19 protein-coding genes are annotated in these 23,114 nt (G+C 34.9%); 17 read left to right on the top strand and 2 right to left on the bottom strand.

The features are described from left to right. Window positions 1-29 precede the first annotated feature (29 nt). Window positions 30-626: a glycerol-3-phosphate 1-O-acyltransferase PlsY gene (plsY, locus tag AC3WVA_RS25400; protein WP_000258967.1), complete on the bottom strand. Its 597-nt coding sequence runs from the start codon at window positions 624-626 to the stop codon at window positions 30-32. A gap of 225 nt (window positions 627-851) precedes the next feature. Between plsY and AC3WVA_RS25395 the strand changes: the two genes are divergently transcribed. The 8 genes from AC3WVA_RS25395 (at window position 852) to AC3WVA_RS25360 (ending at window position 11,858) form a co-directional block, all read left to right on the top strand. Further along, window positions 852-2,708: an anaerobic ribonucleoside triphosphate reductase gene (locus AC3WVA_RS25395; RefSeq protein WP_098346147.1), complete on the top strand. Its 1,857-nt coding sequence runs from the start codon at window positions 852-854 to the stop codon at window positions 2,706-2,708. Then, window positions 2,705-3,157, top strand: coding sequence for an anaerobic ribonucleoside-triphosphate reductase activating protein (gene nrdG / locus AC3WVA_RS25390; protein ID WP_048527575.1), 453 nt, complete (start codon window positions 2,705-2,707; stop codon window positions 3,155-3,157). The genes AC3WVA_RS25395 and nrdG overlap by 4 nt, the downstream gene beginning before the upstream one ends. Window positions 3,158-3,175: 18 nt before the next feature. Beyond that, the gene (locus AC3WVA_RS25385; RefSeq protein WP_001044683.1) at window positions 3,176-3,853 is read left to right on the top strand and encodes a response regulator transcription factor; all 678 of its coding nucleotides are present in this window, start codon (window positions 3,176-3,178) and stop codon (window positions 3,851-3,853) included. A 201-nt stretch (window positions 3,854-4,054) separates the two neighbouring features. Beyond that, the gene (locus tag AC3WVA_RS25380; RefSeq protein WP_087958760.1) at window positions 4,055-5,296 is read left to right on the top strand and encodes a S1C family serine protease; all 1,242 of its coding nucleotides are present in this window, start codon (window positions 4,055-4,057) and stop codon (window positions 5,294-5,296) included. Between the two features lie 79 nt (window positions 5,297-5,375). Continuing rightward, window positions 5,376-5,789, top strand: coding sequence for a CoA-binding protein (locus AC3WVA_RS25375; protein ID WP_048527578.1), 414 nt, complete (start codon window positions 5,376-5,378; stop codon window positions 5,787-5,789). Between the two features lie 376 nt (window positions 5,790-6,165). Continuing rightward, window positions 6,166-8,130 carry a DNA topoisomerase IV subunit B gene (parE, locus tag AC3WVA_RS25370; RefSeq protein WP_048527581.1) on the top strand — a complete coding sequence of 655 codons (1,965 nt, stop codon included), beginning with the start codon at window positions 6,166-6,168 and terminating at the stop codon, window positions 8,128-8,130. Between the two features lies 1 nt (window position 8,131). Continuing rightward, a complete protein-coding gene (parC, locus tag AC3WVA_RS25365; protein ID WP_098880508.1) occupies window positions 8,132-10,555 on the top strand; it encodes a DNA topoisomerase IV subunit A in 2,424 nt (807 codons plus the stop codon). A gap of 271 nt (window positions 10,556-10,826) precedes the next feature. After that, window positions 10,827-11,858: an oxidoreductase gene (locus AC3WVA_RS25360; protein ID WP_098520421.1), complete on the top strand. Its 1,032-nt coding sequence runs from the start codon at window positions 10,827-10,829 to the stop codon at window positions 11,856-11,858. Between the two features lie 25 nt (window positions 11,859-11,883). Here the strand turns inward: AC3WVA_RS25360 and AC3WVA_RS25355 are convergent, their stop codons facing one another. After that, window positions 11,884-12,504 (bottom strand): TetR/AcrR family transcriptional regulator, encoded by a 621-nt coding sequence (locus tag AC3WVA_RS25355; protein WP_141539493.1) that lies wholly within the window; start codon window positions 12,502-12,504, stop codon window positions 11,884-11,886. Between the two features lie 137 nt (window positions 12,505-12,641). Here AC3WVA_RS25355 and AC3WVA_RS25350 point away from each other — a divergent pair, with 137 nt between their 5' ends. The 9 genes from AC3WVA_RS25350 (at window position 12,642) to AC3WVA_RS25310 (ending at window position 23,009) form a co-directional block, all read left to right on the top strand. After that, window positions 12,642-13,535 carry an ABC transporter ATP-binding protein gene (locus AC3WVA_RS25350; protein WP_492322260.1) on the top strand — a complete coding sequence of 298 codons (894 nt, stop codon included), beginning with the start codon at window positions 12,642-12,644 and terminating at the stop codon, window positions 13,533-13,535. After that, window positions 13,528-14,334 carry an ABC transporter permease subunit gene (locus tag AC3WVA_RS25345; RefSeq protein ID WP_492322259.1) on the top strand — a complete coding sequence of 269 codons (807 nt, stop codon included), beginning with the start codon at window positions 13,528-13,530 and terminating at the stop codon, window positions 14,332-14,334. The genes AC3WVA_RS25350 and AC3WVA_RS25345 overlap by 8 nt, the downstream gene beginning before the upstream one ends. Before the next feature lie 50 nt (window positions 14,335-14,384). Next, window positions 14,385-14,756 carry a VOC family protein gene (locus AC3WVA_RS25340; protein ID WP_098346143.1) on the top strand — a complete coding sequence of 124 codons (372 nt, stop codon included), beginning with the start codon at window positions 14,385-14,387 and terminating at the stop codon, window positions 14,754-14,756. Between the two features lie 127 nt (window positions 14,757-14,883). Continuing rightward, window positions 14,884-15,417 carry a sigma-70 family RNA polymerase sigma factor gene (locus AC3WVA_RS25335; protein WP_098346142.1) on the top strand — a complete coding sequence of 178 codons (534 nt, stop codon included), beginning with the start codon at window positions 14,884-14,886 and terminating at the stop codon, window positions 15,415-15,417. A gap of 11 nt (window positions 15,418-15,428) precedes the next feature. Next, a complete protein-coding gene (locus tag AC3WVA_RS25330; protein WP_098520422.1) occupies window positions 15,429-16,427 on the top strand; it encodes an anti-sigma factor in 999 nt (332 codons plus the stop codon). Between the two features lie 17 nt (window positions 16,428-16,444). Then, on the top strand, window positions 16,445-17,482 hold the full coding sequence (locus AC3WVA_RS25325; protein ID WP_492322258.1) for an LCP family protein: 1,038 nt from the start codon (window positions 16,445-16,447) through the stop codon (window positions 17,480-17,482). Between the two features lie 198 nt (window positions 17,483-17,680). After that, window positions 17,681-18,943, top strand: a complete 1,263-nt coding sequence (locus AC3WVA_RS25320) for a dicarboxylate/amino acid:cation symporter (RefSeq protein ID WP_048527597.1) — start codon at window positions 17,681-17,683, stop codon at window positions 18,941-18,943. A 348-nt stretch (window positions 18,944-19,291) separates the two neighbouring features. Next, window positions 19,292-20,995 (top strand): peptide ABC transporter substrate-binding protein, encoded by a 1,704-nt coding sequence (locus tag AC3WVA_RS25315; RefSeq protein WP_048527599.1) that lies wholly within the window; start codon window positions 19,292-19,294, stop codon window positions 20,993-20,995. Window positions 20,996-21,302: 307 nt separating this feature from the next. Next, complete coding sequence (locus tag AC3WVA_RS25310; protein WP_492322257.1) at window positions 21,303-23,009, top strand: peptide ABC transporter substrate-binding protein; 1,707 nt, start codon at window positions 21,303-21,305, stop codon at window positions 23,007-23,009. The last annotated feature ends 105 nt before the right edge of the window (window positions 23,010-23,114 follow it).

The raw sequence follows: 23,114 nt of genomic DNA, 5'->3' as shown, positions 1-23,114 counted from the left end.
TTTCTTTTTGCGTTATGTGGGTTACGATCTTATTTTTGCTTTTTTGAAAAGTTTGCTTTCGGTTCAGTTTTATTTATAATTCGTCCAATATTTGCACGGTGTTTATAAATAACCATACCTGCTAATAAACACATCGCAATAATGAAGATTTTATCCCCGCTAACAATTGATGCGATAACGGCAACGACAGCTGTTACCATAGAAGAAAGTGATACGTATCTTGTTGTAAATAAAAGGCTGAAAAAGACAACAGCTAATATTGCAAAAACAACTGGTGAGTAGCATAAGAGTACGCCAGCAGAAGTTGCAACTGCTTTACCACCACGGAATTTCGCGAAAATCGGATACACATGTCCAAGAACAGCTGCTAATCCGAACCATAGTGGGTGAACATCTAATCCGAAAATAATCGGTAGACTTGTTGCTAATGTACCTTTTAAAATGTCAGCAATTGTAACGATAAAACCTGCTTTTTTCCCTAGTGTGCGGAATGTATTTGTTCCGCCTAGATTACCGCTTCCGTGCTCACGAATGTCAATTCCATAACCAATCTTTCCAACGACTAGTGCAAATGGAATCGAGCCAAGTAAGTAGGCAACGATAAATAAAAGATATGTAGTAACCATAAGTTCAGTCTCCTTTATTCAAATGTGTTGATAAAGGGTAAAAAGAGTTTTTCCCGTATATTGTACCATACATTTGTAAAGAGCACATTTCTTTTTTGTAAATGAAAAATTCATTATTTCGTGAAAAAAATTTCACAGGAATGTTACATTTCTCACAGAAACAATCAGACTATATGTAGTAACATTTTAATCAAAAGACAACAACATATTGGTGGAGGGTTATAAATGTTACAAAAAAATACACGTGGAGAAGAATTAATGAGAGTGTTTGAAGCGATTGTCCACGGCAATGAACAAGATTTAATGCAAGAAAATGCAAATGTAGATGGCCGCTCTCCGATGGGAGTAATGGGAACGTTCGCATCTGAGAGTGCGAAATATTACGCTGTTGAAAATTTATTGTCAGATGAAGTGAAAAAAGCGATAAATCAAAATATATTATATCCACATGACTTAGACTTTTATGCGACGGGAACGACGACTTGTTCGCAAATTCCGTTAGCGCAAATGCTTGCGAACGGTTTTCATACCGGACATGGGCATATGAGACAACCGCAAGACATTAAAAGTGCATTGGCCCTTTCATCTATTATTTTTCAAGCGAATCAAAATATGCAGCACGGTGGTCAATCGTTTGCACTCTTTGATATTGATTTAGCTCCGTATGTGAGAAAAACAGTAGCGAGACATAAAAAACGATTGCAGTCATATCCGCTTACGATAGAACAAATAGAAGAATTTGCATGGAAAGAAACAGAGAATGATACGTATCAGGCGTGTGAAGCTTTCATTCATAATTCAAATAGTATGCACAGTAGGGGCGGAGGACAAGTCCCGTTTATTTCTATTAATTATGGAACAGACACAACAAAAGAGGGACGATTATTAGTTAGACAGCTTTTAAAAGCAACACAAGCTGGCCTTGGTAAAGGGGAAACACCAATTTTTCCTATTCAAATTTTTAAAATGAAAAAGGGTGTGAACTTTGAAGAATGCGATCCGAACTATGATTTATTTGAATTAGCGTTAGAGACAACGGCGGAACGATTATTCCCTAACTTTTCATTTTTAGATGCGCCATTTAATGCAGTGCATTATGATGGACGACCGGAAAGTGAAGTGTGTTACATGGGATGTCGTACCCGTGTTATGTCTAACATACACGGAGAAGAAACAGCGATTGGAAGAGGAAATTTATCATTTACGTCTATTAACTTAGTGAAACTAGCGCTCATTAGTGGTTCAAAGGAAGCTTTTTTTGAAGCGTTAAATTATTACTTAGATCTAGGAATTAAGCAATTATTAGAGAGATTTGAGTATCAATGTACGAAGCGAGCAAGAGACTTTCGATTTTTATATTCACAAGGTGTATGGCGCGGTGGCGAAAAGTTACAGCCTGAAGATTCTGTAGCATCGATTTTAAAACAAGGGACGTTAAGTCTTGGTTTTATCGGTCTTGCGGAGTGTTTAGTAGCTTTAACAGGAAAACATCATGGAGAAGATGAAGAATCATGGAAACTCGGTTATGAAATCATTTCCTTTATGAGAGATAGAATGGATAAAGCGACAGAAGAATATGAACTGAATTTCTCAGTCATTGCAACTCCTGCAGAAGGGTTATCAGGAAAGTTTGTGAAAAAAGATAAGGAAGAATTTGGCGTGATTAGCGGTATAACGAACCATAATTATTATACGAATTCATTCCATATCCCAGTTTACTATAACATGCAAGCGATAAATAAAATTCGTTTAGAAGGACCTTTCCATGCCTTATGTAACGGGGGACATATTACGTATATTGAACTAGACGGAGCAGCTATGCATAACAAACTGGCGTTAAAACAAATTGTACAAGCGATGGCAGATCATGGCGTTGGGTACGGTTCAATTAACCATCCTGTTGACCGTTGTAAGTGTTGCAGTTATCACGGAGTCATTGAAAATGAATGTCCAAGTTGCAGAAATGGAGACGAGGCTAATATAGAAAGAATTCGCCGTATAACAGGATATCTTGTAGGAGATATGTCAAAGTGGAATAGTGCAAAACGTAGTGAAGAGATGGATCGGGTGAAGCATAAATGAAAGTGATGAACATCATTCATGATAGTGTAGTAGACGGAGAAGGGTTGCGGACAGTCGTGTTTTTTGCGGGCTGTCCGCATCGTTGTTTCGGTTGCCATAATCCGAAATCGTGGAATATTTGTAATGGAACTGAAATGGCAGTAGCAGAAATTGTGAAAGAGATTGCAAGTAATCCATTAACTGATGTAACATTTTCAGGTGGAGATCCATTTTTTCAAGCTGCTGAAGTGAAAAAAGTAGCAAAAGCAGTGAAAGATTTGAAAAAAAATCTATGGATGTATACAGGTTATACATTAGAAGAGATACAGAGTTCTCAAAATAATGATATGATAGAGTTGTTACATTATGGGGATGTTTTAGTCGATGGAAGATTTGAAATCGAGAAAAAAGATTTAACACTTCCATTTCGCGGAAGCTCCAATCAACGTATTATTCGATTGAAAGAGTAAAAAGGCGGGATAGATGATATGAATAAAACAGTATTACTTGTTGAAGATGAAAGAAGATTACGTGAAATCGTTAGTGATTATTTTCGCAATGAAGGCTTTGAAGTAATCGAAGCAGAAGACGGAAAAAAAGCGTTAGAATTATTTGCAGAGCATGAAATTGATTTAATTATGTTAGATATTATGTTACCAGAAATAGATGGCTGGTCTGTTTGTAGACGAATTAGAAAAGAATCAGCGGTACCTATCATTATGTTAACAGCGCGTTCAGATGAGGATGATACATTACTAGGGTTCGAGTTAGGTGCAGATGAGTACGTAACGAAACCTTTCAGCCCGAAAGTGTTAGTAGCTCGCGCGAAGACGTTATTAAAACGTGCGGATGGCGTCGTAGGAGTAGCAGAAGAAAATGCTATGTCTCTAGCTGGAATAGAAGTGAATCGTCTATCTAGAACTGTTTTAGTAGATGGAGAAGAAATTATATTGACACATAAGGAGTTTGAACTTCTTGTTTATTTAATGGAGAACAAAGGAATTGTGTTGTCACGTCAGCATTTATTAGATCAGTTATGGGGATATGACTATTATGGTGATGACCGAACGGTGGATACTCATATTAAAAAATTACGAAATAAGCTAGGGGATAAAGCGAAGCATATCGGTACTGTTATTCGAGTTGGTTATAAATTTGAAGAATAATTGTAACGAATTGTGTACTTTAACATAGGGAAATGACGATTTTATATCCTCTTTGGCAGGTAGAATGTACAAAAAATACATTTTTTGTCTACAATGTTAGATAAGAGTATTTTTTTAATTGGATTTCACGATGAGTTCACAAGAAGGACACAAAACGTGACTATACTGAAAATACGAATTCACCAGAGAGGGGAAGTAAACATGGGATATTACGACGGACCAAATTTAAATGAAGAGCATAGTGAAACGAGAGAAGTGAGAAAATCAGGTAGTAAAAAAGGTTATTTTTTCACAGGTTTAGTCGGAGCTGTAGTTGGGGCTGTCACAATTAGTTTTGCGGCACCATATATGCCATGGGCTCAAAATAATGGAGCGGCTGTATCATCATTCAGTTCGGATTCAAAAGTTGAAGGTACTGTAGTTCCTGTTGTCAATAAAGCAAAAAATGAAACGGATTTACCTGGTATGATTGAAGGCGCGAAAGATGTTGTTGTAGGCGTTATTAATATGCAACAAAGTATTGATCCATTTGCAATGCAACCGACAGGTCAAGAACAACAAGCTGGTTCAGGATCAGGTGTTATTTATAAAAAAGCAGGAAATAAAGCATATATTGTAACAAACAACCATGTAGTAGATGGGGCGAATAAACTTGCTGTAAAATTAAGTGACGGCAAAAAAGTAGATGCAAAGCTTGTAGGGAAAGACCCTTGGTTAGATTTAGCTGTTGTTGAAATTGACGGATCTAACGTAAATAAAGTTGCTACTTTAGGTGATTCAAGTAAACTCCGTGCGGGTGAAAAAGCAATTGCAATCGGTAACCCACTAGGGTTCGATGGAAGTGTAACAGAAGGTATTATTAGTAGTAAAGAACGTGAGATTCCAGTAGATATCGATGGCGATAAACGTGCGGATTGGAATGCTCAAGTTATTCAAACAGATGCAGCAATTAACCCAGGTAATAGTGGTGGTGCGTTATTTAACCAAAACGGTGAAATAATTGGGATTAATTCAAGTAAAATTGCACAACAAGAAGTTGAAGGAATTGGATTTGCTATTCCAATTAATATCGCAAAGCCAGTTATTGAATCACTTGAAAAAGACGGCGTAGTGAAACGTCCAGCTCTTGGAGTAGGTGTCGTTTCATTAGAAGATGTGCAAGCTTATGCAGTAAATCAATTGAAAGTGCCAAAAGAAGTAACAAATGGCGTTGTATTAGGTAAAATTTACCCAATATCACCTGCAGAAAAAGCTGGTTTAGAGCAATATGATATTGTAGTAGCATTAGATAATCAAAAAGTAGAAAACTCACTTCAATTCCGTAAATATTTATATGAAAAGAAAAAAGTAGGCGAGAAAGTAGAAGTTACATTCTATCGTAACGGTCAAAAAATGACGAAAACAGCTACTTTAGCAGATAACTCAGCTACAAAGAATCAATAATCGGAATAAAAGAAAGTCTCTTTCATGTTGAAAGAGACTTTCTTTATCGGCTATACTAAAGGAATAGGAGGGATTGATTATGATGATTGAAAACCCAACTCGTACGGAAATTGGTGAAGTATTAAAGAAAAGCAAAACGATTGCAGTTGTTGGATTATCGGATAAGCCAGAACGTACATCTTATATGGTGTCAAAAGCAATGCAAGATGCTGGGTATCGCATTATTCCAGTAAACCCAACAGTCGATGAAGTGCTTGGAGAAAAAGCAGTTGCTTCACTAAAGGATATTAAGGAACATGTTGACATTGTAAATGTATTTCGTCGCTCAGAGTTTTTAATGGATGTTGCAAAAGAGTTTGTTGAGATTGATGCAGATATTTTTTGGGCACAATTAGGAGTACAAGATGAAGATACATATAAACTTTTAAAAGAAAAAGACTATACTGTTATTATGGATCGTTGTATAAAAGTAGAACATGCAATGACAAAATAGTATAGATTGTAAAGTTAGAAAGATTGCTTCAGCCCTCGTTATAGGTAAGTAGGGCCGATGAACGAGGTGTTCATCATGAGATTTTTTAAAGGCTGTTTTTGGGGATTGTTACTTGTAATCCCGTTTTGGATCTTGATCATTTGGATCATAATAAAGGTTTGGAATGTGTAATCTTGGCATACATATCCATTTCTCGTTGACAAACGATTATTTTTCTGAAATAGTAGCCTAGAGGAATCCTTGTGAAAAAACAAGGATTTTTCTATTGAAAATGGTATATAAAAGAGATAAGATAACTTGCCAAAACTATAGTCGAGGCGTTATTCTATAATAGAAACATATGTTCTGATTTTTGATTAGGAAAGGGGCAAGGAGTTTGGCGAAGCATCAGTTCCAATATAATGAAGATGCGATTCAAGTGTTAGAAGGACTTGAAGCCGTTCGAAAACGCCCGGGTATGTATATCGGGAGCACGGACAGCCGTGGATTGCATCATTTAGTATACGAAATAGTAGATAACTCCGTTGACGAAGCGTTAGCGGGATTTGGCGACGAAATTTCTGTCGTAATACATAAAGATAATAGTATTAGCGTTATAGATAAAGGGCGAGGAATGCCTACGGGAATGCATAAACTTGGGAAACCTACACCTGAAGTTATTTTAACTGTACTTCATGCTGGTGGTAAATTTGGTCAAGGTGGTTACAAAACGAGTGGTGGTTTACACGGTGTTGGGGCATCGGTTGTAAATGCTTTATCAGAATGGTTAGTCGTAACGATTAAGCGTGACGGAAATATTTATGAACAACGCTTTGAAAATGGTGGTGTTCCTGTAACGACGCTTGAGAAAATCGGAAAGACGAAAGAATCTGGTACGACAATGCATTTCAAACCAGATACAACGATTTTCAGCACGACAAATTATAACTATGAAACATTATGTGAAAGATTACGTGAATCTGCATTTTTATTAAAAGGGATGAAAATCTCAATAAAAGATGAGAGAAATGATTTAGAAGATGTGTTTCATTATGAAACAGGAATTGAAGCTTTCGTTTCATATTTAAACGAAGAAAAAGATTCAATCCACCCGGTTGTATATTTCACTGGTGAACAAAATGGAATTGAAGCAGAGCTAGCATTCCAATTTAACGATGGCTACTCAGAAAATATTTTGTCATTCGTAAATAATGTACGTACAAAAGACGGTGGAACACATGAAGCTGGATTTAAAACAGCCATGACTCGTGTGTTTAATGAGTATGCTCGTAAAGTTTCATTATTAAAAGAAAAAGATAAAAACTTAGAAGGTACAGATATTCGTGAAGGTGTAGCAGCTATCGTTTCTGTACGTGTACCAGAAGAAGTACTTCAGTTTGAAGGACAAACGAAGGGGAAACTAGGTACAAGTGAAGCTCGTTCTTCAATTGATGCTATTGTATCAGAGCATTTAGCTTACTTTTTAGAAGAAAATCCGGACGTAGCTACACTTCTTGTGAGAAAAGCAATTAAAGCAGCGCAAGCGCGTGAAGCCGCTCGTAAAGCGAGAGAGGAAGCACGTACTGGTAAAAAGAAAAAGAAATCAGAAGGTACATTAAGTGGTAAGTTAACACCTGCACAATCACGTAACCCACAGAAAAATGAACTGTACCTAGTAGAGGGTGACTCTGCCGGTGGTTCTGCGAAACAAGGTCGAGACCGACGTTTCCAAGCGGTATTACCATTACGTGGTAAAGTAATTAATACAGAAAAAGCAAAGCTTGCTGATATATTTAAAAATGAAGAGATAAATACAATCATTTATGCTATCGGTGGTGGCGTAGGAAATGAATTTGATGTGGAAGATATTAATTACGATAAAATCGTAATTATGACCGATGCCGATACAGATGGAGCGCATATTCAAGTGTTGTTATTAACGTTCTTCTACAGATATATGAAACCACTTATCGAAGCTGGTAAAGTGTTTATCGCACTTCCTCCTTTATACAAAGTAAGTAAAGGGAAAGGTAAGAGTGAAGTAATTGAATACGCTTGGTCAGATGAAGAATTAGACGGTGTAACGAAGAAGGTCGGAAAAGGCTATATGTTACAGCGTTATAAGGGACTTGGTGAAATGAATGCAGATCAATTATGGGAAACAACGATGAATCCTGAAACGCGTACATTAATTCGCGTGAAAATTGATGATGCAGCAAGAGCAGAGCGCCGCGTAACAACATTAATGGGCGATAAAGTAGAACCGCGCCGTAAATGGATTGAGCGTAATGTACAGTTTGGTATGCAAGAAGAAGGAAATATTTTAGAAAATGAAATGATTATGGAGACGGAGGTGGAATAACATGCAAGCAGAGAAGTTTCATGACCTCCCGCTTGAAGACGTGTTAGGTGATCGCTTTGCACGTTATAGTAAATATATTATTCAAGATCGCGCTCTTCCAGATGCGCGTGACGGCTTAAAACCAGTACAAAGGCGTATTTTATATTCTATGTATGTCGAAGGAAACGTACATGATAAAGCGTTCCGGAAATCAGCTAAAACAGTCGGTAACGTTATTGGTAATTATCATCCGCACGGTGATTCCTCTGTATATGAAGCGATGGTACGTTTAAGTCAAACTTGGAAAGTACGTAATGTTTTAGTTGAAATGCACGGTAATAACGGTAGCGTTGATGGTGATCCAGCAGCGGCAATGCGTTACACAGAAGCCCGTTTATCACCGATTGCATCTGAGTTATTACGTGATCTTGATAAAGAAACAGTGGAATTTGTGTCAAACTTTGATGATACGAGTGAAGAGCCTGTTGTACTTCCAGCAATGTTCCCTAACTTATTAGTGAACGGATCTACAGGGATTTCAGCTGGTTATGCGACGGAAATTCCGCCTCATCATCTAGGTGAAGTAATCGATGCAACGATGATGCGTATTGATAAACCAAATAGTACGGTCGATGATTTATTAACAGTTATTAAAGGACCTGATTTCCCAACTGGTGGTATTATTCAAGGGATTGATGGTATTAAAAAGGCATATGAAACAGGTAAAGGTAAAATTATTATTCGCGGAAAAGCAGAAGTTGAAACGATTCGTGGTGGAAAACAACAAATCGTAATTACTGAAATTCCTTACGAAGTGAATAAAGCGAACCTTGTTAAAAAAATGGATGAACTACGTCTAGATAAAAAATTAGACGGTATTGCTGAAGTACGTGATGAGACTGACCGTACAGGGCTTCGTATTGTCGTAGAATTAAAAAAAGAAGCAAATTCTGAAGGTATTTTAAATTATTTATATAAAAATACAGATTTACAAATTCCATATAACTTCAATATGGTAGCGATAAATAATCGTCGTCCTACACTTATGACATTACCAAAAATTTTGGATGCATATATTGGGCACCAAAAAGAAGTTGTAACAAAGCGTTCTCAGTATGAGTTGAGAAAAGCAGAAAATCGTCAACATATCGTTGAAGGTTTAAAGAAAGCATTATCAATTTTAGATCAAGTAATCGAAACGATTAGAGCTTCTAAAGATAAGCGTAATGCGAAAGATAATTTAAGTACAAAATTTGGTTTTACAGAAGCACAATCAGAAGCGATTGTTTCGTTGCAATTATATCGTTTAACAAATACAGATATTACGGCATTAGAAAAAGAAGCAGATGAATTGAATAAAAAAATTGCGGAATTACAGGCAATTTTACAGAGTGAAAAAAGATTACTTCAAGTAATTAAAACAGATTTAAAGAGAGTTAAGAAAACATATAGTGATGATCGACGTGCGATTATTGAAGACCAAATCGAAGAAATTAAAATAGATGTGGAAGTAATGATCCCGCAAGAAGATGTCATCGTTACTGTAACGAAAGAAGGATATGTGAAACGTACTGGATGGCGCTCGCATAATGCCTCAAATGGCAAAGACTTCGGTATGAAAGAGGGTGACATCTTACTTGAACGATTCGATACGAATACGACAGAGACAGTCCTCTTATTTACGAATAAAGGAAACTATATATATCTGCCAGTATACGAAATGCCAGATATTCGTTGGAAAGATTTAGGTCAGCACGTTGCTAATATCGTTTCACTCGACCGGGATGAAACCATTATTTGGGCAACTGTCGTACCGAATTTTGAGGAAGAAAAGCGATTTATCGTATTTGTAACAAAGAATGGTATGATTAAGAAGACGGAATTAAATCTGTATAAAGTACAGCGCTATTCGAGGGCGTTTGTTGCTGTAAACTTGAAAAAAGATGATGAAGTAGTAGATATATTTGCGACAGATGGAACGAGTGATATCGTTCTTGCAACGCATGGTGCATATGCACTTATTTTCCATGAAGATGAAGTAAGTCCAGTTGGTGTAAGAGCTGCTGGTGTAAAAGCAATTAATTTAAAAGAAGATGACTATGTCGCCTCTGGTAAACCGTTAAATGGTGAAAAAGATCAACTTATTCTCGTAACGCAGCGCGGTGCTGTGAAACGTCTAAAAGCATCAGAAATTGAGAAATCAACGAGGGCGAAGCGAGGACTTGTTATTTTCAAAGAGTTAAAACGTAATCCATACCGTATTGTCGGTATTGAAATCGTTCGAGATGATGAACTAGTTTACATGAAGACAGAGAAACATATCGTAGAAGAAATTGATCCGAAAGCGTATCGAAATAAAGACCGGTATAGTAACGGTAGTTTAGTACTAGATGTTAATGATACTGGTGAAGTTATTGAAACGTGGACAAAAAAACGACCGGAGTAAAGAAAGGCATCTTGTTATGAATAATAGCAAGGTGCTTTTTTCTAGGCAAATTATTATGTACATAATAATAATCTTGTTATAATAATTGCATGAAATCGTTCTCATAAAATGAAACTTTAATCAGTGGGGATTTTCTTTATCCACACTGATTATGAGTTGAACCAATCGGACTTTAACGGGCAGTTGATTTCTTACTTAATTTCTTTGCTTTCGCAGAATTTTGAGGTAGGAATTTTACTGCCCGTTAAAGCGGGACAGATGGAGGGGCAACATGAAAAAAATAGGTGTAGGGATTGTAGGATTTGGATTTTCTAGTACAACATTTCACATCCCATTATTACAAACGATAGAGGAATACGATATTCGTGCCGTATTATCTTCAAAAGAAGAGGTAGTAAAAGAAGCGTTACCAAATGCTAATGTCGTTAGTACAATTGATGAATTAGTGAAGCGAGCTGATATTGACTTAGTGGTCATTACTTCACCGAATACAACTCATTTTCCATATGTAAAAGAAGCAATATTAAATGGTAAGCATGTTGTTGTAGAAAAACCATTTGTTGTTTCAATTGAAGAAGGAAAAGAGCTTATTTCATTAGCACAGAAGCATAATGTGGTGTTAAGCGTATATCATAATCGTCGTTTTGATAATGATTTCTTAACGATAAAGAAATTGTTAGAAGAAAATAGAATAGGGAATGTATATGCATATGAAGCGCATTTTGATCGTTTTCGTCCACATGTACGCGACCGCTGGAGAGAAAAGAATTTACCAGGATCAGGAATATTATATGATTTAGGCTCGCATTTAATTGACCAAGCATTATCATTATTTGGGAAACCAGATGCGATAAGTGCAGATGTAATTAAACAACGACCAGGTGCAGAAATTGATGATTATTTCCATGTTATACTTCACTACGGTGTGAAGCGTATCGCTTTACATAGTAGCAGTTACGTAAAGCAAGCAGGTCCACACTTTACACTGCATGGAGATAAAGGTTCTATCGTGAAATACGGTATGGATTCACAGGAAGAACAATTAAAAAATGGAATGAAGCCAGGCGATACCGGTTATGGAGTAGACGTTGAAGAGAATTTTGCTACTCTAGAAACAGAAGAAGAATTAGTACGTATTCCGACAGAAGTTGGCTGTTATGACATGTATTATAAAGGTGTAAGAGACAGCATTGTAAATGGCGAGAAACCACCTGTGACAGCAGAAGAAGGATTAGAAGTTATCAGGCTTATTCAATTAGCAATTGAAAGTAGTGAGACAGGTAGAGTTATCACAATAAAGTAAAAAAGACACGAATTTCGTGTCTTTTTTACTTTTCTGGGACGGACAGTCCATAAAAGAACATCGTAACGATATCTTGTATATGTTTTTCGCGATCTCCTTCAAGAAGCTGTGCTCCGAACTCATCACCTAATTTAGTAAACATTTGAATGTATAGCAACATCATTTCTTTAGTAAGATGAGGGTTGATTTCATTTTTTTGCTGTGCTTGTTCTAATATTTCTAAATACCAAGGCAGGATTTTTTCATTTTGATAACTATAAATAAACTCTCGGAGCTCTTCATCTCTTTGCATCATTTGCAGTAACATATCGGGCTGAAATAAACCACCAGTGTCCATTTTTCGTACAATCATTTTTTGCATCATATCATGAAAAGGTAATTTTTCCTCCGCAAGTTTTTTATAATATTGAAATTCAGATATTATAAATTCTTGTATAAGTTCTCTAAATAACGCGTCTTTACTTCCGAAATGATTATAAATAGTAACTTGAGAAACATTTGCTTCTTTTGCAATATGTTCTATTTTTACTTCATTAAATCCACGTTCTGAAAATAATAAGAAGGCTGCCTCTTTTATGGCACGTTTTTTCTTTTCTTTCACTTTTTCAAAGCCGTTCAATGCAATCACCTCAATTAAAATATACAAGAAAAAATAATGGAAAACAATATTTTTGAAATATGAACATATAAATATTTCAAAAATTTGTTGCGAATATGAAAGATGAGGAGTACAATGATTTTGAAATATCACATATTAAATATTTCAAAAAATGAGGTGGAATTATGATTTCAGTTCAAAATGTCACAAAACAGTTTTCAAATGGAAAAGGTTTGTTTCATATTACATTTGATGTAAAAGAAGGAGAAGTATTTGGTTACTTAGGACCAAATGGTGCTGGGAAATCCACAACAATTCGTAATTTAATGGGATTTATAAAACCGACAGCTGGTAAAGCGACAATTTTTGGATTAGATTGCTGGGATGAAGCAGCGAAAATTCAAAGGGAAGTTGGTTATTTACCAGGCGAAATTTCTTTTATTGAAGGAATGAATGGATTAGAATTTTTAAAGTTAATGCAAGGAATGCGTGGCTTAAAGGATACGAAAAAGCGAGATGAATTAATAGAACGTCTACAATTTGATGTGAAAACACCGATTCGAAAAATGTCTAAAGGAATGAAGCAAAAGTTAGGCATTGTTGCTGCTTTTATGCATGATCCAGAAGTGTTAATTTTAGATGAACCGACTTCAGGACTCGATCCACTTATGCAGCAAGTATTTATAGATTTAATATTGGAGGAAAAGCAAAGAGGGAAAACAATCCTTATGTCATCGCACATTTTTACTGAGATTGAGAGAACTTGCGACAGAGTGGCTATAATTAAAGATGGACGCCTTGTAACAGTTGAAAATATTCATGATTTACAAAGCATGAGACGACAGGTAATAGATGTAACCGTATCGTCGCAAGAAGAGATTGAATCTCTTACACAATGTAATTTACAATTTGAAGCGGTGAAAGGTAGAGAAGCATCGATTATCGTACAAGGAAACTATCAAACTGTTTTACAAATACTTTCAAACTATAATGTAACGGCACTTCAAACGAGAGCAATGGATTTAGAACATTTATTTATGCATTATTACGATAAGAAAGAAGGGCTAAAGCATGAATAAGCAACTGTTTTTAGCTAGTTTGAAAGAAACACAAAAAAGTATTTTGAGTTATGCCACTGGTGCAGCCTTATATTTATGGTTGTTAATTTGGATCTTCCCTTCCATGGTATCAGCGAAAGGGTTAAATGAATTAATAAGTGCTATGCCTGATAGTGTGAAAAAAATCGTTGGCATGGAAAGCCCGATTCAAAATGTAATGGATTTTTTAGCTGGCGAATATTATAGTCTATTGTTTATTATCATATTGACAATTTTTTGTGTAACAGTTGCGACGCATTTAATTGCTCGTCATGTAGATAAAGGAGCGATGGCATATTTGCTCGCAACGCCTGTATCTAGAGTACAAATTGCAATCACGCAAGCGTCTATTCTTATATTGGGACTATTAATTATTGTAGCTGTTACGTATGTAGCAGGTATAGTAGGTGCAGAATGGTTTTTAGAAGATAATAATTTAAATAAAGAATTATTCCTGAAGATAAACGTAGTCGGAGGGCTCATATTTTTAGTCGTTAGTGCTTATTCATTTTTCTTTTCTTGTATATGTAATGACGAGAGAAAGGCACTGAGCTACTCAGCAAGTTTAACAATTTTGTTTTTCGTAACGGATATGGTAGGTAAATTAAGTGATAAGTTAGAGTGGATGAGAAATATATCATTATTTACGCTATTTCGTCCGAAAGAAATTGCTGAGGGAACGTATAATATATGGCCAGTGAGTATAGGTTTAACTGCTGGAGCACTTTGTATTTTCATCGTCCCGATTGTAGTGTTTAGAAAGAGGGATTTACCGTTGTAAAGTAGAAAGTCCACTGATAAAGTGGGCTTTTTTTTATGAGGAGGAAACGAATGAATCATTTGTTTCGGGTGCAGCTATATGTAAATGATATCGAAAAGTCATTATTGTTCTATGAAGAAGTAATTGGTTTAAAGTTGTATAAAAGAAGTATGCATGGAGCGCGTTTTAATCATGACCAGTTTTCTTTATTATTAGTTAGTGATTCAAGATTGAATGAAAATCACTACTTTTACAATCGAAAAGAAATGAAGGGGAATGGCTTTGAACTAATTATTGTTGTCAATCGGATTGAAGAAGTATATGAACGTTGTAAAGAGAATCGGTGCACAATACAAGAAGAAATTCAAACGTATCCATGGGAAATGAGAGGATTTAAAATTGTGGATCCAGATGGGTATTTCCTTAGAATTACATCTGAGTAAAGGTAAACATGAAAAATGTTTACCTTTTTTTATGAAAATATTCAAAAAAATGAACCTTTTTCTAGGCTCATCCGTCTAATACATGTAAAGTTAAATTTGAAGTGAGGATGAAACAGGAGGAGCAATTGTGAAAGTAATCCCTTTATATAAAATGATTGTAAAAGAAGAAACGGATGTTTCTTTAGCGAAAAAAGGTGATCATGAAGCATTTATGACGCTTATACATACAGAAAAAGTGAAGATGTATCGCATTGCAAAGGCTATGCTACGTGATGAGGCAAATATAGAGGATGCGATACAAACAACAATTTTAAAAGCCTATGAAAATATAAAAAAATTAAAGAAGGAAGAATTTTTTCAAACTTGGTTAATTCGAATTTTAATGAATGAATGTAATAATATTATTAGAGCGTATAAAAATGTAATTGTGACAGAAGAGAATGATTACAATATGAGTGCGTGCGATCAGTATGAAGATATAGATTTGTGTAATGCGATTCAATCATTACATGAAGAGTTAAGAGCTGTTACGGTGCTTTTTTATTATGAAGATATGAATCAAGAAAGTATAGCGAAGCTTTTAGAAGTGCCAAAAGGAACAGTGAAATCGAGATTGTCACGCGCGAGGGAACAGCTGCAAAAGCGATTAAAGATGGAATAGGGGGGGATAGGATGGATAACGAAAAATTATTTGATGAGAAATTAAAAAAGAGAATAAACCAAGAGAATGTTATAGTACCGCCAGAGTTAAATGAAAAGATTAATCGTACACTACATAATCTCCCGGTAAAAAAGAAAGGTTACAGAGTTCATATGATGGCTATAAGTGCTGCGATTCTAACACTTTCAATTGTGTCTATGTCGGAGTTTTCTGATCAAATTTTTGCTCAAAATGGTGGGGTATTTGAATATGTAAAGAAAAAGGCGTTTTCTGATTATGAAAATGAAGAAGAAATAAAATCGAACGTAAACTATCCAGATAAAGAAAAGATCCATGAAAAGATGCTGGATTCCATTGATCATTTTAAAAATATTTCAGGACAATTTGAGGAATATTCTAGTTCGTCAAGAATTGCTACAACATACAAATATGCGATTGATACGGAGCAACAAAGTGGTATCTCTTCGAAAGAAGATAAGCTAACGAAAAAACGAACAATTATATATAACGAGGGCAAGAAAAAAGAATTTGATGATGAGAAGTATACATATAAAGAGACGAAATGGAGCCCGAAAGAAAGAAACTATGAACTATTAAAATTAAATCCTACGGAAAGATTATTGAGAAAATCAGGTGAGAAAAAAAGATATGATGATGAATATATAGGCTTCGCGAAGTATAGTATTCAATCAGAATTTACTGATTTATTAATCCGATATAAAGATTGGAACTATAAAGAAATGAAGTACCTTGGACTGGATTGCTACAAAATAGAAGGGACAATAAACATAGAAATGCCTGTAAGTACATCTGAAGATTTAAGAGGGAAATTTGAAATGGTTGTAGAGAAAAATACAGGGGTCATGCTAAAGTTCCTTAGTTTCCACGAAGGCATGATCCAATATTCGATTACGACTGAATGGATACAAATAAATAAAGGATTGAAAGAGAATGTATTTCAAAAGGATCGCGCTAAGTATGAAAAATTGAAAAACATATTAGATGAATAGAAAACGGAGGGAAATATATGGAGAATACCTCTTCTTCAAGAGAAAAGAAAAATAAAAGAAAATATAAGAAGACAATGATAATAAGTGTATTGTTAGCAGCATTATTATTTGGCGGAGTTGGATATGGTGCTTATGTGTATATGAAAACTTCTAATCTCGTAGAAAAATCTAGTTTGAATTTAGCACGCGGTGAAAAATCAAATTTACGTGAGAAAGCTGTAAAGCCGATTACAAATAATGTTTCACTTTTAATTATGGGTATTGATGAAAATCAAGAACGACAAAAGGAGTATAATGGTGCATTTCATACAGATGCGCTACTGTTAGCTACTTTTAATAAAGATGATAAGACAGTGAAATTAACGAGTATACCACGTGATACATACACATATGTTCCAGTTGAAAAGAAAAAAGATAAAATAACGCATGCATATGGAAGTGGTTTCGTTAAAAATGGTAAAGATGGAGGGCCGCAAGCTTCAATGGAAGCGGTAGAAAAATTGTTACAAGTGCCTGTTGATTATTTTTTGAAATTTAATTTTAATGCATTTACTAAAATTGTTGATGGATTAGATGGGATTGAAGTAGATGTCCCAGTTGAATTTACGGAGCAAAATAGTAAAGATGAACCTGACGCGATTCATTTGAAAAAAGGACTACAAAAATTAACAGGGGAAGAAGCGCTTGCGCTAGCAAGAACGCGTCATATTGATAGTGATGCAATGAGAGGTCAGCGCCAACAACTTGTTATTGAAGCGATGTTAAGTAAATTAAAAAGTGTAGGCTCGATTACGAAGCTAGAAAAAATAGTTGAGGCGGTTGACGGGGATTTTAAAACAAATTTAGTAATGGATGATATTTTATCTTTTTATAAATACGGTTTAAACGGTTCAGTTGAAAAAATACAATTAGCTGGTGATGATTTATATTTACCTAACGGTCCAAATGGGCAACGTGTATATTATTATAATCCTAATAAAAAAGATTTGCAGAGTTTGAGTAATACGCTTAGAACGCATCTAGGATTAAGTCAAAAACAGATTGAGGAGAATTAAAGCAGACGTAATGTCTGCTTTTTATTATGTATAATAGTATGTCATTTATTTTTCAATGTTATATACTATTTTCAAATTAAAGATAATAGTGTAACATAAAGTTGTGGTTTAAGTTAAATAACAAGGGGGCTATCACATAGAATATATATCATTGATTAAAATAGTTTGGGAGAAATGAAAAACAGGGGAGTATTAAAAATGAGACTTGTAAAGAATTTAACATTCCAAGTTATAGTGGCCATTATATGTGGTATTGCAGTAGGGGCAATTTGGCCGAGTGTTGGACAAGAGATGAAGCCAATTGGTGAAACGTTTATCAATATGATTAAAATGGTCATTGCACCGATAATCTTTTTAACGATTGTGCTTGGTATTGCAAGTATGGGAAGTATGAAAAAGGTAGGTCGTGTTGGTGGTAAGGCACTATTATATTTTGAAATTGTTACAACAGCGGCTTTACTTATTGGTATCATCGTAGCGAATGTTGTACGTCCCGGAGATGGATTAGATCCTTCAAAGCTAAAGGGTGGAGATGTTTCACAATATGTACAAAGCGGACAAGAAATGAAGTGGATGGATTTCTTTTTACATATTGTGCCGTCTAACATGTTTGAAGCATTTGCAAAAGGTGATATTTTACAAGTGCTGTTCTTCTCCATTTTATTTGGTGCAGGGTTAACGATGCTCGGGAAAAATGGACAGCCGGTTATCGACTTTTTTGAAAGATTATCGAAAGTATTTTTTAATATTTTATCTATTGTTATGAAGTTAGCACCGGTTGGAGCATTCGGTGGGATGGCGTTTACGATTGGTAAATATGGTTTAAGTACGTTAATACCACTTGGTAAATTAATGATTTGTGTATATGCAACAATGGCATTATTTGTTTTTATTGTTTTAAATTTTATTTGTAAATTGTACAAATTTAGTTTGTGGAAATATTTAGCTCACATTAAAGAAGAATTACTCATTGTTCTCGGGACATCATCATCAGAATCAGTATTGCCACGAATGATGACAAAGATGGAAGACTTCGGATGTTCGAAGCCAGTAGTAGGTTTAGTTATTCCGACAGGATACTCTTTTAATTTAGATGGAACGACAATTTACTTATCGATGGCTACAATATTTTTAGCTCAAGTCTTTCACGTCGATCTTTCACTAGGTCAACAATTAACTATAATAGCTATTTTATTAGTTACATCTAAAGGGGCAGCAGCAGTAACAGGTGGAGGCTTTATTGTACTAGCATCTACGTTATCTGCAATGAATGTTATCCCGTTAGAAGGGTTAGCACTATTACTTGGTGTAGATCGTTTCATGTCAGAAGCACGTGCTATCGTCAATTTAATTGGTAATGGTATTGCGACTGTAGTTGTTGCAAAAAGTGAAAATGAATTTGATGAAGAGAAGTATACGAGAGTAATAGAGGAAATGAAAAGAGAGAAAATGGTCGGATAAAAAAGTCAGCAAAGCTGACTTTTTTATTTTTGTAGAAAAGAGGTTTGTTACGATATACATTATTTATTAACAATAATTTACAAGTGTTTTATAGTGAAGGTATATAAAGACTATTAAATCAATACATAGAATTCAATAAGGTATAGTGTTTCTAAAGAATATGGAATTTTTATGAATATTACTGTAAAAAAATAATTTTTTAAAAATTTTCAATAATAACACTTTACAAAACTCAAAAAATTAGTAGAATAATAGTTAATAAGAATCTTCTGATAAATATATAAAGAAAAACGGAATTATCAGAAAATTCTTAAATGAGAGCGTTAAGAATTAGGGAGGGTACAGAAAGTGAAAAAGAAAAAAATGAAAAAACTAACAGCGGTTGTAGCACCAGTTTTAGCAATGAGTATGGCATTAACAGCATGTTCTACATCAGGCGGAGATAAGAAGACAAACACAAATTCTAGCTCTGGCGGAGATAGCAAATCAGAAGAAAAATTAGCAGCGAAACAAGTGTTCAATAAAACAGAAAATCAGGAAATTCCAACAATGGATACTTCAAAGAGTACAGATACTTTGGGTTCTCAAATTTTAGGGAATACAATGGAAGGCTTATACCGTTTAGATAAAGAGAATAAACCAATCCCAGCTGCGGCAGAATCAAGTACGAAGAGTGAGGATGGTAAAAAATATACATTTAAATTACGTAAAGATGCAAAATGGTCAAATGGTGATCCTGTAACAGCGAAAGATTTCGTATTTGCATGGCAACGTTTATTAGATCCAAAAACAGCTGCTGAGTATGCATTTATCGCATTCCCGATTAAAAATGCAGAAGTAGTTAATAAAGGAGAAAAACCTGTAACTGAACTAGGAGTAAAGGCAGTAGATGACCTTACTTTAGAAGTTGAATTAGAACAAGCAGTACCATACTTCTTAAACTTAGTAGCATTCCCATCGTACTATCCATTAAATGAGAAATTCGTAAAAGAAAAAGGGGATAAATACGGTTTAGAATCTGATACAACTGTATATAACGGACCATTCGTTCTTACTGATTGGAAGCATGAGCAAGGTTGGAAACTGAAGAAGAATGATCAATATTGGGATAAAAAGACTGTAAAATTAGATGAAATTAACTATAGTGTTGTAAAAGAGCCAGCAACTAATGTGAATTTATATGATAGTGGTCAAATTGATTTCTCCTTATTAACAGGTGAATTTGTTGACAAATATAGAAATAATAAAGAGGAATATGGGGTGTATAACGAACCAAGTACTTTCTTTATACGTTTAAACCAAAAACGTGGTGGACAAGATACACCATTAAAGAGTAAAAAATTACGTGAAGCAATTGCACTATCAATTGATAAAAAGAATTTAACAAATGTTATTTTAAATGATGGGTCAAAACCTGCAGATTATTTAGTGCCGAAAGGCTTAGCAGCTGGCCCTGATGGAAAAGATTTCCAAGAAACGTTTAAAAACGGTATTAAACCAGATGCGAAAAAAGCAGCTGCTGCATGGGAAGAAGCGAAAAAAGAACTTGGAAAAGATCAAGTTACAATTGAGTTTTTAAACTATGATACTGGTAATGCGAAAAAAGTTGGGGAATACGTAAAAGATCAAATTGAGAAAAACTTAAAAGGTGTAACAGTAAATATTAAACTACAACCGTTTAAACAAAAACTTAAATTAGAATCAGATCAAGATTATGATATTTCATATGGTGGATGGAGCCCAGATTATGCGGATCCAATGACATATTTAGATATGTTTGAAAGTAAGCACTCTCATAACCAAATGAGTTTCTCTGATCAGAAATATGATGAAATAATCAAAAAAGCTGGTGGAGAATTAATGACTGATGCGAAGAAACGCTGGGAGGAGCTAGGAAAAGCAGAGGAATTACTTCTTGAAGAAGATGTTGCCCTTGTACCTTTATATCAAAGTGCTAGATCTTATGTTATGAAACCGCATGTAAAAGGTGTTGTTAAGCATAATATTAGCCCAGAATACAGCTATAAGTGGGCATATGTTACTGAAAAATAATAGAGTTGAAAAAGTACTTCAAAGCAGTCTACATGCCTTGAAGTACTTTTTTTATTGTACGATTGAACGCGAAAATGAAAGAGTGGAGAAGAAATGAAATGTAGTAGATGGAGGATACGTATAGTATGGTCATAGAAAATAGAATGTTACTATCGTTAAGTAAAATAAATTTTCTAAATATTTTAAAAATAACTTTACAAAATCGGGAAAATTAGTAGAATATTAATTAATAAGAATTTTCTGATAACTAGTTATTAGAAAATCTCTCAAAATTAGTTTCGTACATATAATTGGGGAGGGTACAAAAATGAAGAAAAAGATGAAAAAGTTCACGGCGGTTGTAGCGCCAGTTTTAGCGATGAGTATGGCGTTGACAGCTTGTTCTGGATCTGGTGGGGAGAAGAAATCAACTACGACGTCTAGCGGTGGTGGAGAAGAGAACAAATCCGAAATTAAATACGCAGCGAAACAAGTGTTAAATCGTACAGAGAATCAAGAGATTCCGACGATGGATACGTCTAAATCTACTGATACGTTAGGGTCACAAATTTTAGGAAACACGATGGAAGGATTATATCGTTTGGATAAAGATAATAAGCCAATCCCAGCTGCTGCAGAATCTAGTACGAAAAGCGAGGATGGCAAAAAATATACATTTAAATTACGTAAAGATGCAAAATGGTCGAATGGAGATCCTGTAACAGCGAAAGATTTCGTATACGCATGGCAGCGCTTACTTGACAAAAATACAGCGGCAGAATACGCGTTTATTGCTTACTATATTAAAAATGCAGAGGCAATTAATAAAGGTGAAAAACCTCTAACAGATTTAGGGGCAAAAGCAGTAGATGATTATACACTGGAAGTAGAATTAGAAAAGCCAGTACCATATTTCTTGAATTTAATGGCATTCCCGTCATACTATCCTTTAAATGAGAAATTCGTAAAAGAAAAAGGAGATAAGTTCGGTTTAGAAGCAGATACAACGTTATATAATGGACCGTTTGTGATGGCTTCCTGGAAACATGAACAAGGATGGCAGCTAAAGAAAAATGATAAGTACTGGGATAATAAGACTGTGAAATTAGAAGAAATTAACTACAGTGTAGTAAAAGAAGTTGCGACGAAAGTAAACTTATATGATACAGGATCAATTGATTTCACACTACTATCAGGAGAGTTTGTAGATAAATATAAATCGAACAAAGAAGAATATGGCGAGTATGCAGAATCAAGTACATTCTTCTTACGCTTAAATCAAAAGCGTAACGGACAAGATACGCCGTTAAAGAGCACAAAACTTCGTGAAGCAATCGCATTATCAGTTGATAAAAAAGGTTTAGCAAATGTTATTTTAAATAATGGTTCAAAAGCAACAGATCAATTAGTACCAAAAGGACTTGCGACAGGACCAGACGGTAAAGATTACCAAGATACATTTAAAAATGGCCTGAAATATGATCCGAAAAAAGGTGCAGCAGCGTGGGAAGAAGCGAAAAAAGAACTTGGAAAAGATCAAGTTACAATTGAATTACTAAGCTATGATGATGGAACTGCTAAAAAGATTGCTGATTATGTTAAAGATCAAATTGAGAAAAATTTAAAAGGTGTAACGATTAATACGAAAATTCAACCATTTAAACAAAAATTGAAATTAGAGTCAGCACAAGATTATGAAATTTCGTATGCAGGTTGGAGTCCAGACTATGCGGATCCAATGACATTTATTGATATGTTTGAATCGAAGAGTCCATATAACCAAATGAGTTATTCAAATGCAAAATATGACGATATGGTACAAAAAGCAGGTAATGAATTAATGGGTGATGCGAAGAAGCGTTGGGAAACGTTAGGGAAAGCAGAAAAATTATTCCTTGAAGAAGATGCAGGGTTAGTTCCTTTATATCAAACAGGAAGAGCATATGTAATGAAACCGAATGTAAAAGGAATTGTGAAACATAACATCAGTCCAGAATATAGCTTTAAGTGGGCGTATGTAACGGAAGGAAAATAACAAAAAGAGCGTGTTTAAAATTAGGAACTGAACTGCACCCCAATTGTTAGACACAGTCTAACAATTGGAGGTGCAGTTTTTCTATGGCTAAATTTACAGCTGATG

The organism is Bacillus sp. EB106-04-02-XG92 (genome assembly GCF_058791995.1).
Note: the sequence above shows the minus strand (reverse complement) of the source record. Positions and strands in the feature narration are given on the sequence as shown.

Excerpts from the sequence above, each read along its gene's own strand:
- AC3WVA_RS25350 (WP_492322260.1), top strand. The coding sequence starts at position 12,642 with ATGATTTCAGTTCAAAATGTCACAAAACAGTTTTCAAATGGAAAAGGT.
- AC3WVA_RS25310 (WP_492322257.1), top strand. The coding sequence starts at position 21,303 with ATGAAGAAAAAGATGAAAAAGTTCACGGCGGTTGTAGCGCCAGTTTTA.
- AC3WVA_RS25375 (WP_048527578.1), top strand. The coding sequence starts at position 5,376 with ATGATGATTGAAAACCCAACTCGTACGGAAATTGGTGAAGTATTAAAG.
- AC3WVA_RS25330 (WP_098520422.1), top strand. The coding sequence starts at position 15,429 with ATGGATAACGAAAAATTATTTGATGAGAAATTAAAAAAGAGAATAAAC.
- plsY (WP_000258967.1), bottom strand. The coding sequence starts at position 626 with ATGGTTACTACATATCTTTTATTTATCGTTGCCTACTTACTTGGCTCG.
- nrdG (WP_048527575.1), top strand. The coding sequence starts at position 2,705 with ATGAAAGTGATGAACATCATTCATGATAGTGTAGTAGACGGAGAAGGG.
- AC3WVA_RS25395 (WP_098346147.1), top strand. The coding sequence starts at position 852 with ATGTTACAAAAAAATACACGTGGAGAAGAATTAATGAGAGTGTTTGAA.
- parC (WP_098880508.1), top strand. The coding sequence starts at position 8,132 with ATGCAAGCAGAGAAGTTTCATGACCTCCCGCTTGAAGACGTGTTAGGT.
- AC3WVA_RS25360 (WP_098520421.1), top strand. The coding sequence starts at position 10,827 with ATGAAAAAAATAGGTGTAGGGATTGTAGGATTTGGATTTTCTAGTACA.
- AC3WVA_RS25345 (WP_492322259.1), top strand. The coding sequence starts at position 13,528 with ATGAATAAGCAACTGTTTTTAGCTAGTTTGAAAGAAACACAAAAAAGT.
- AC3WVA_RS25340 (WP_098346143.1), top strand. The coding sequence starts at position 14,385 with ATGAATCATTTGTTTCGGGTGCAGCTATATGTAAATGATATCGAAAAG.
- AC3WVA_RS25325 (WP_492322258.1), top strand. The coding sequence starts at position 16,445 with ATGGAGAATACCTCTTCTTCAAGAGAAAAGAAAAATAAAAGAAAATAT.
- AC3WVA_RS25320 (WP_048527597.1), top strand. The coding sequence starts at position 17,681 with ATGAGACTTGTAAAGAATTTAACATTCCAAGTTATAGTGGCCATTATA.
- AC3WVA_RS25385 (WP_001044683.1), top strand. The coding sequence starts at position 3,176 with ATGAATAAAACAGTATTACTTGTTGAAGATGAAAGAAGATTACGTGAA.
- AC3WVA_RS25380 (WP_087958760.1), top strand. The coding sequence starts at position 4,055 with ATGGGATATTACGACGGACCAAATTTAAATGAAGAGCATAGTGAAACG.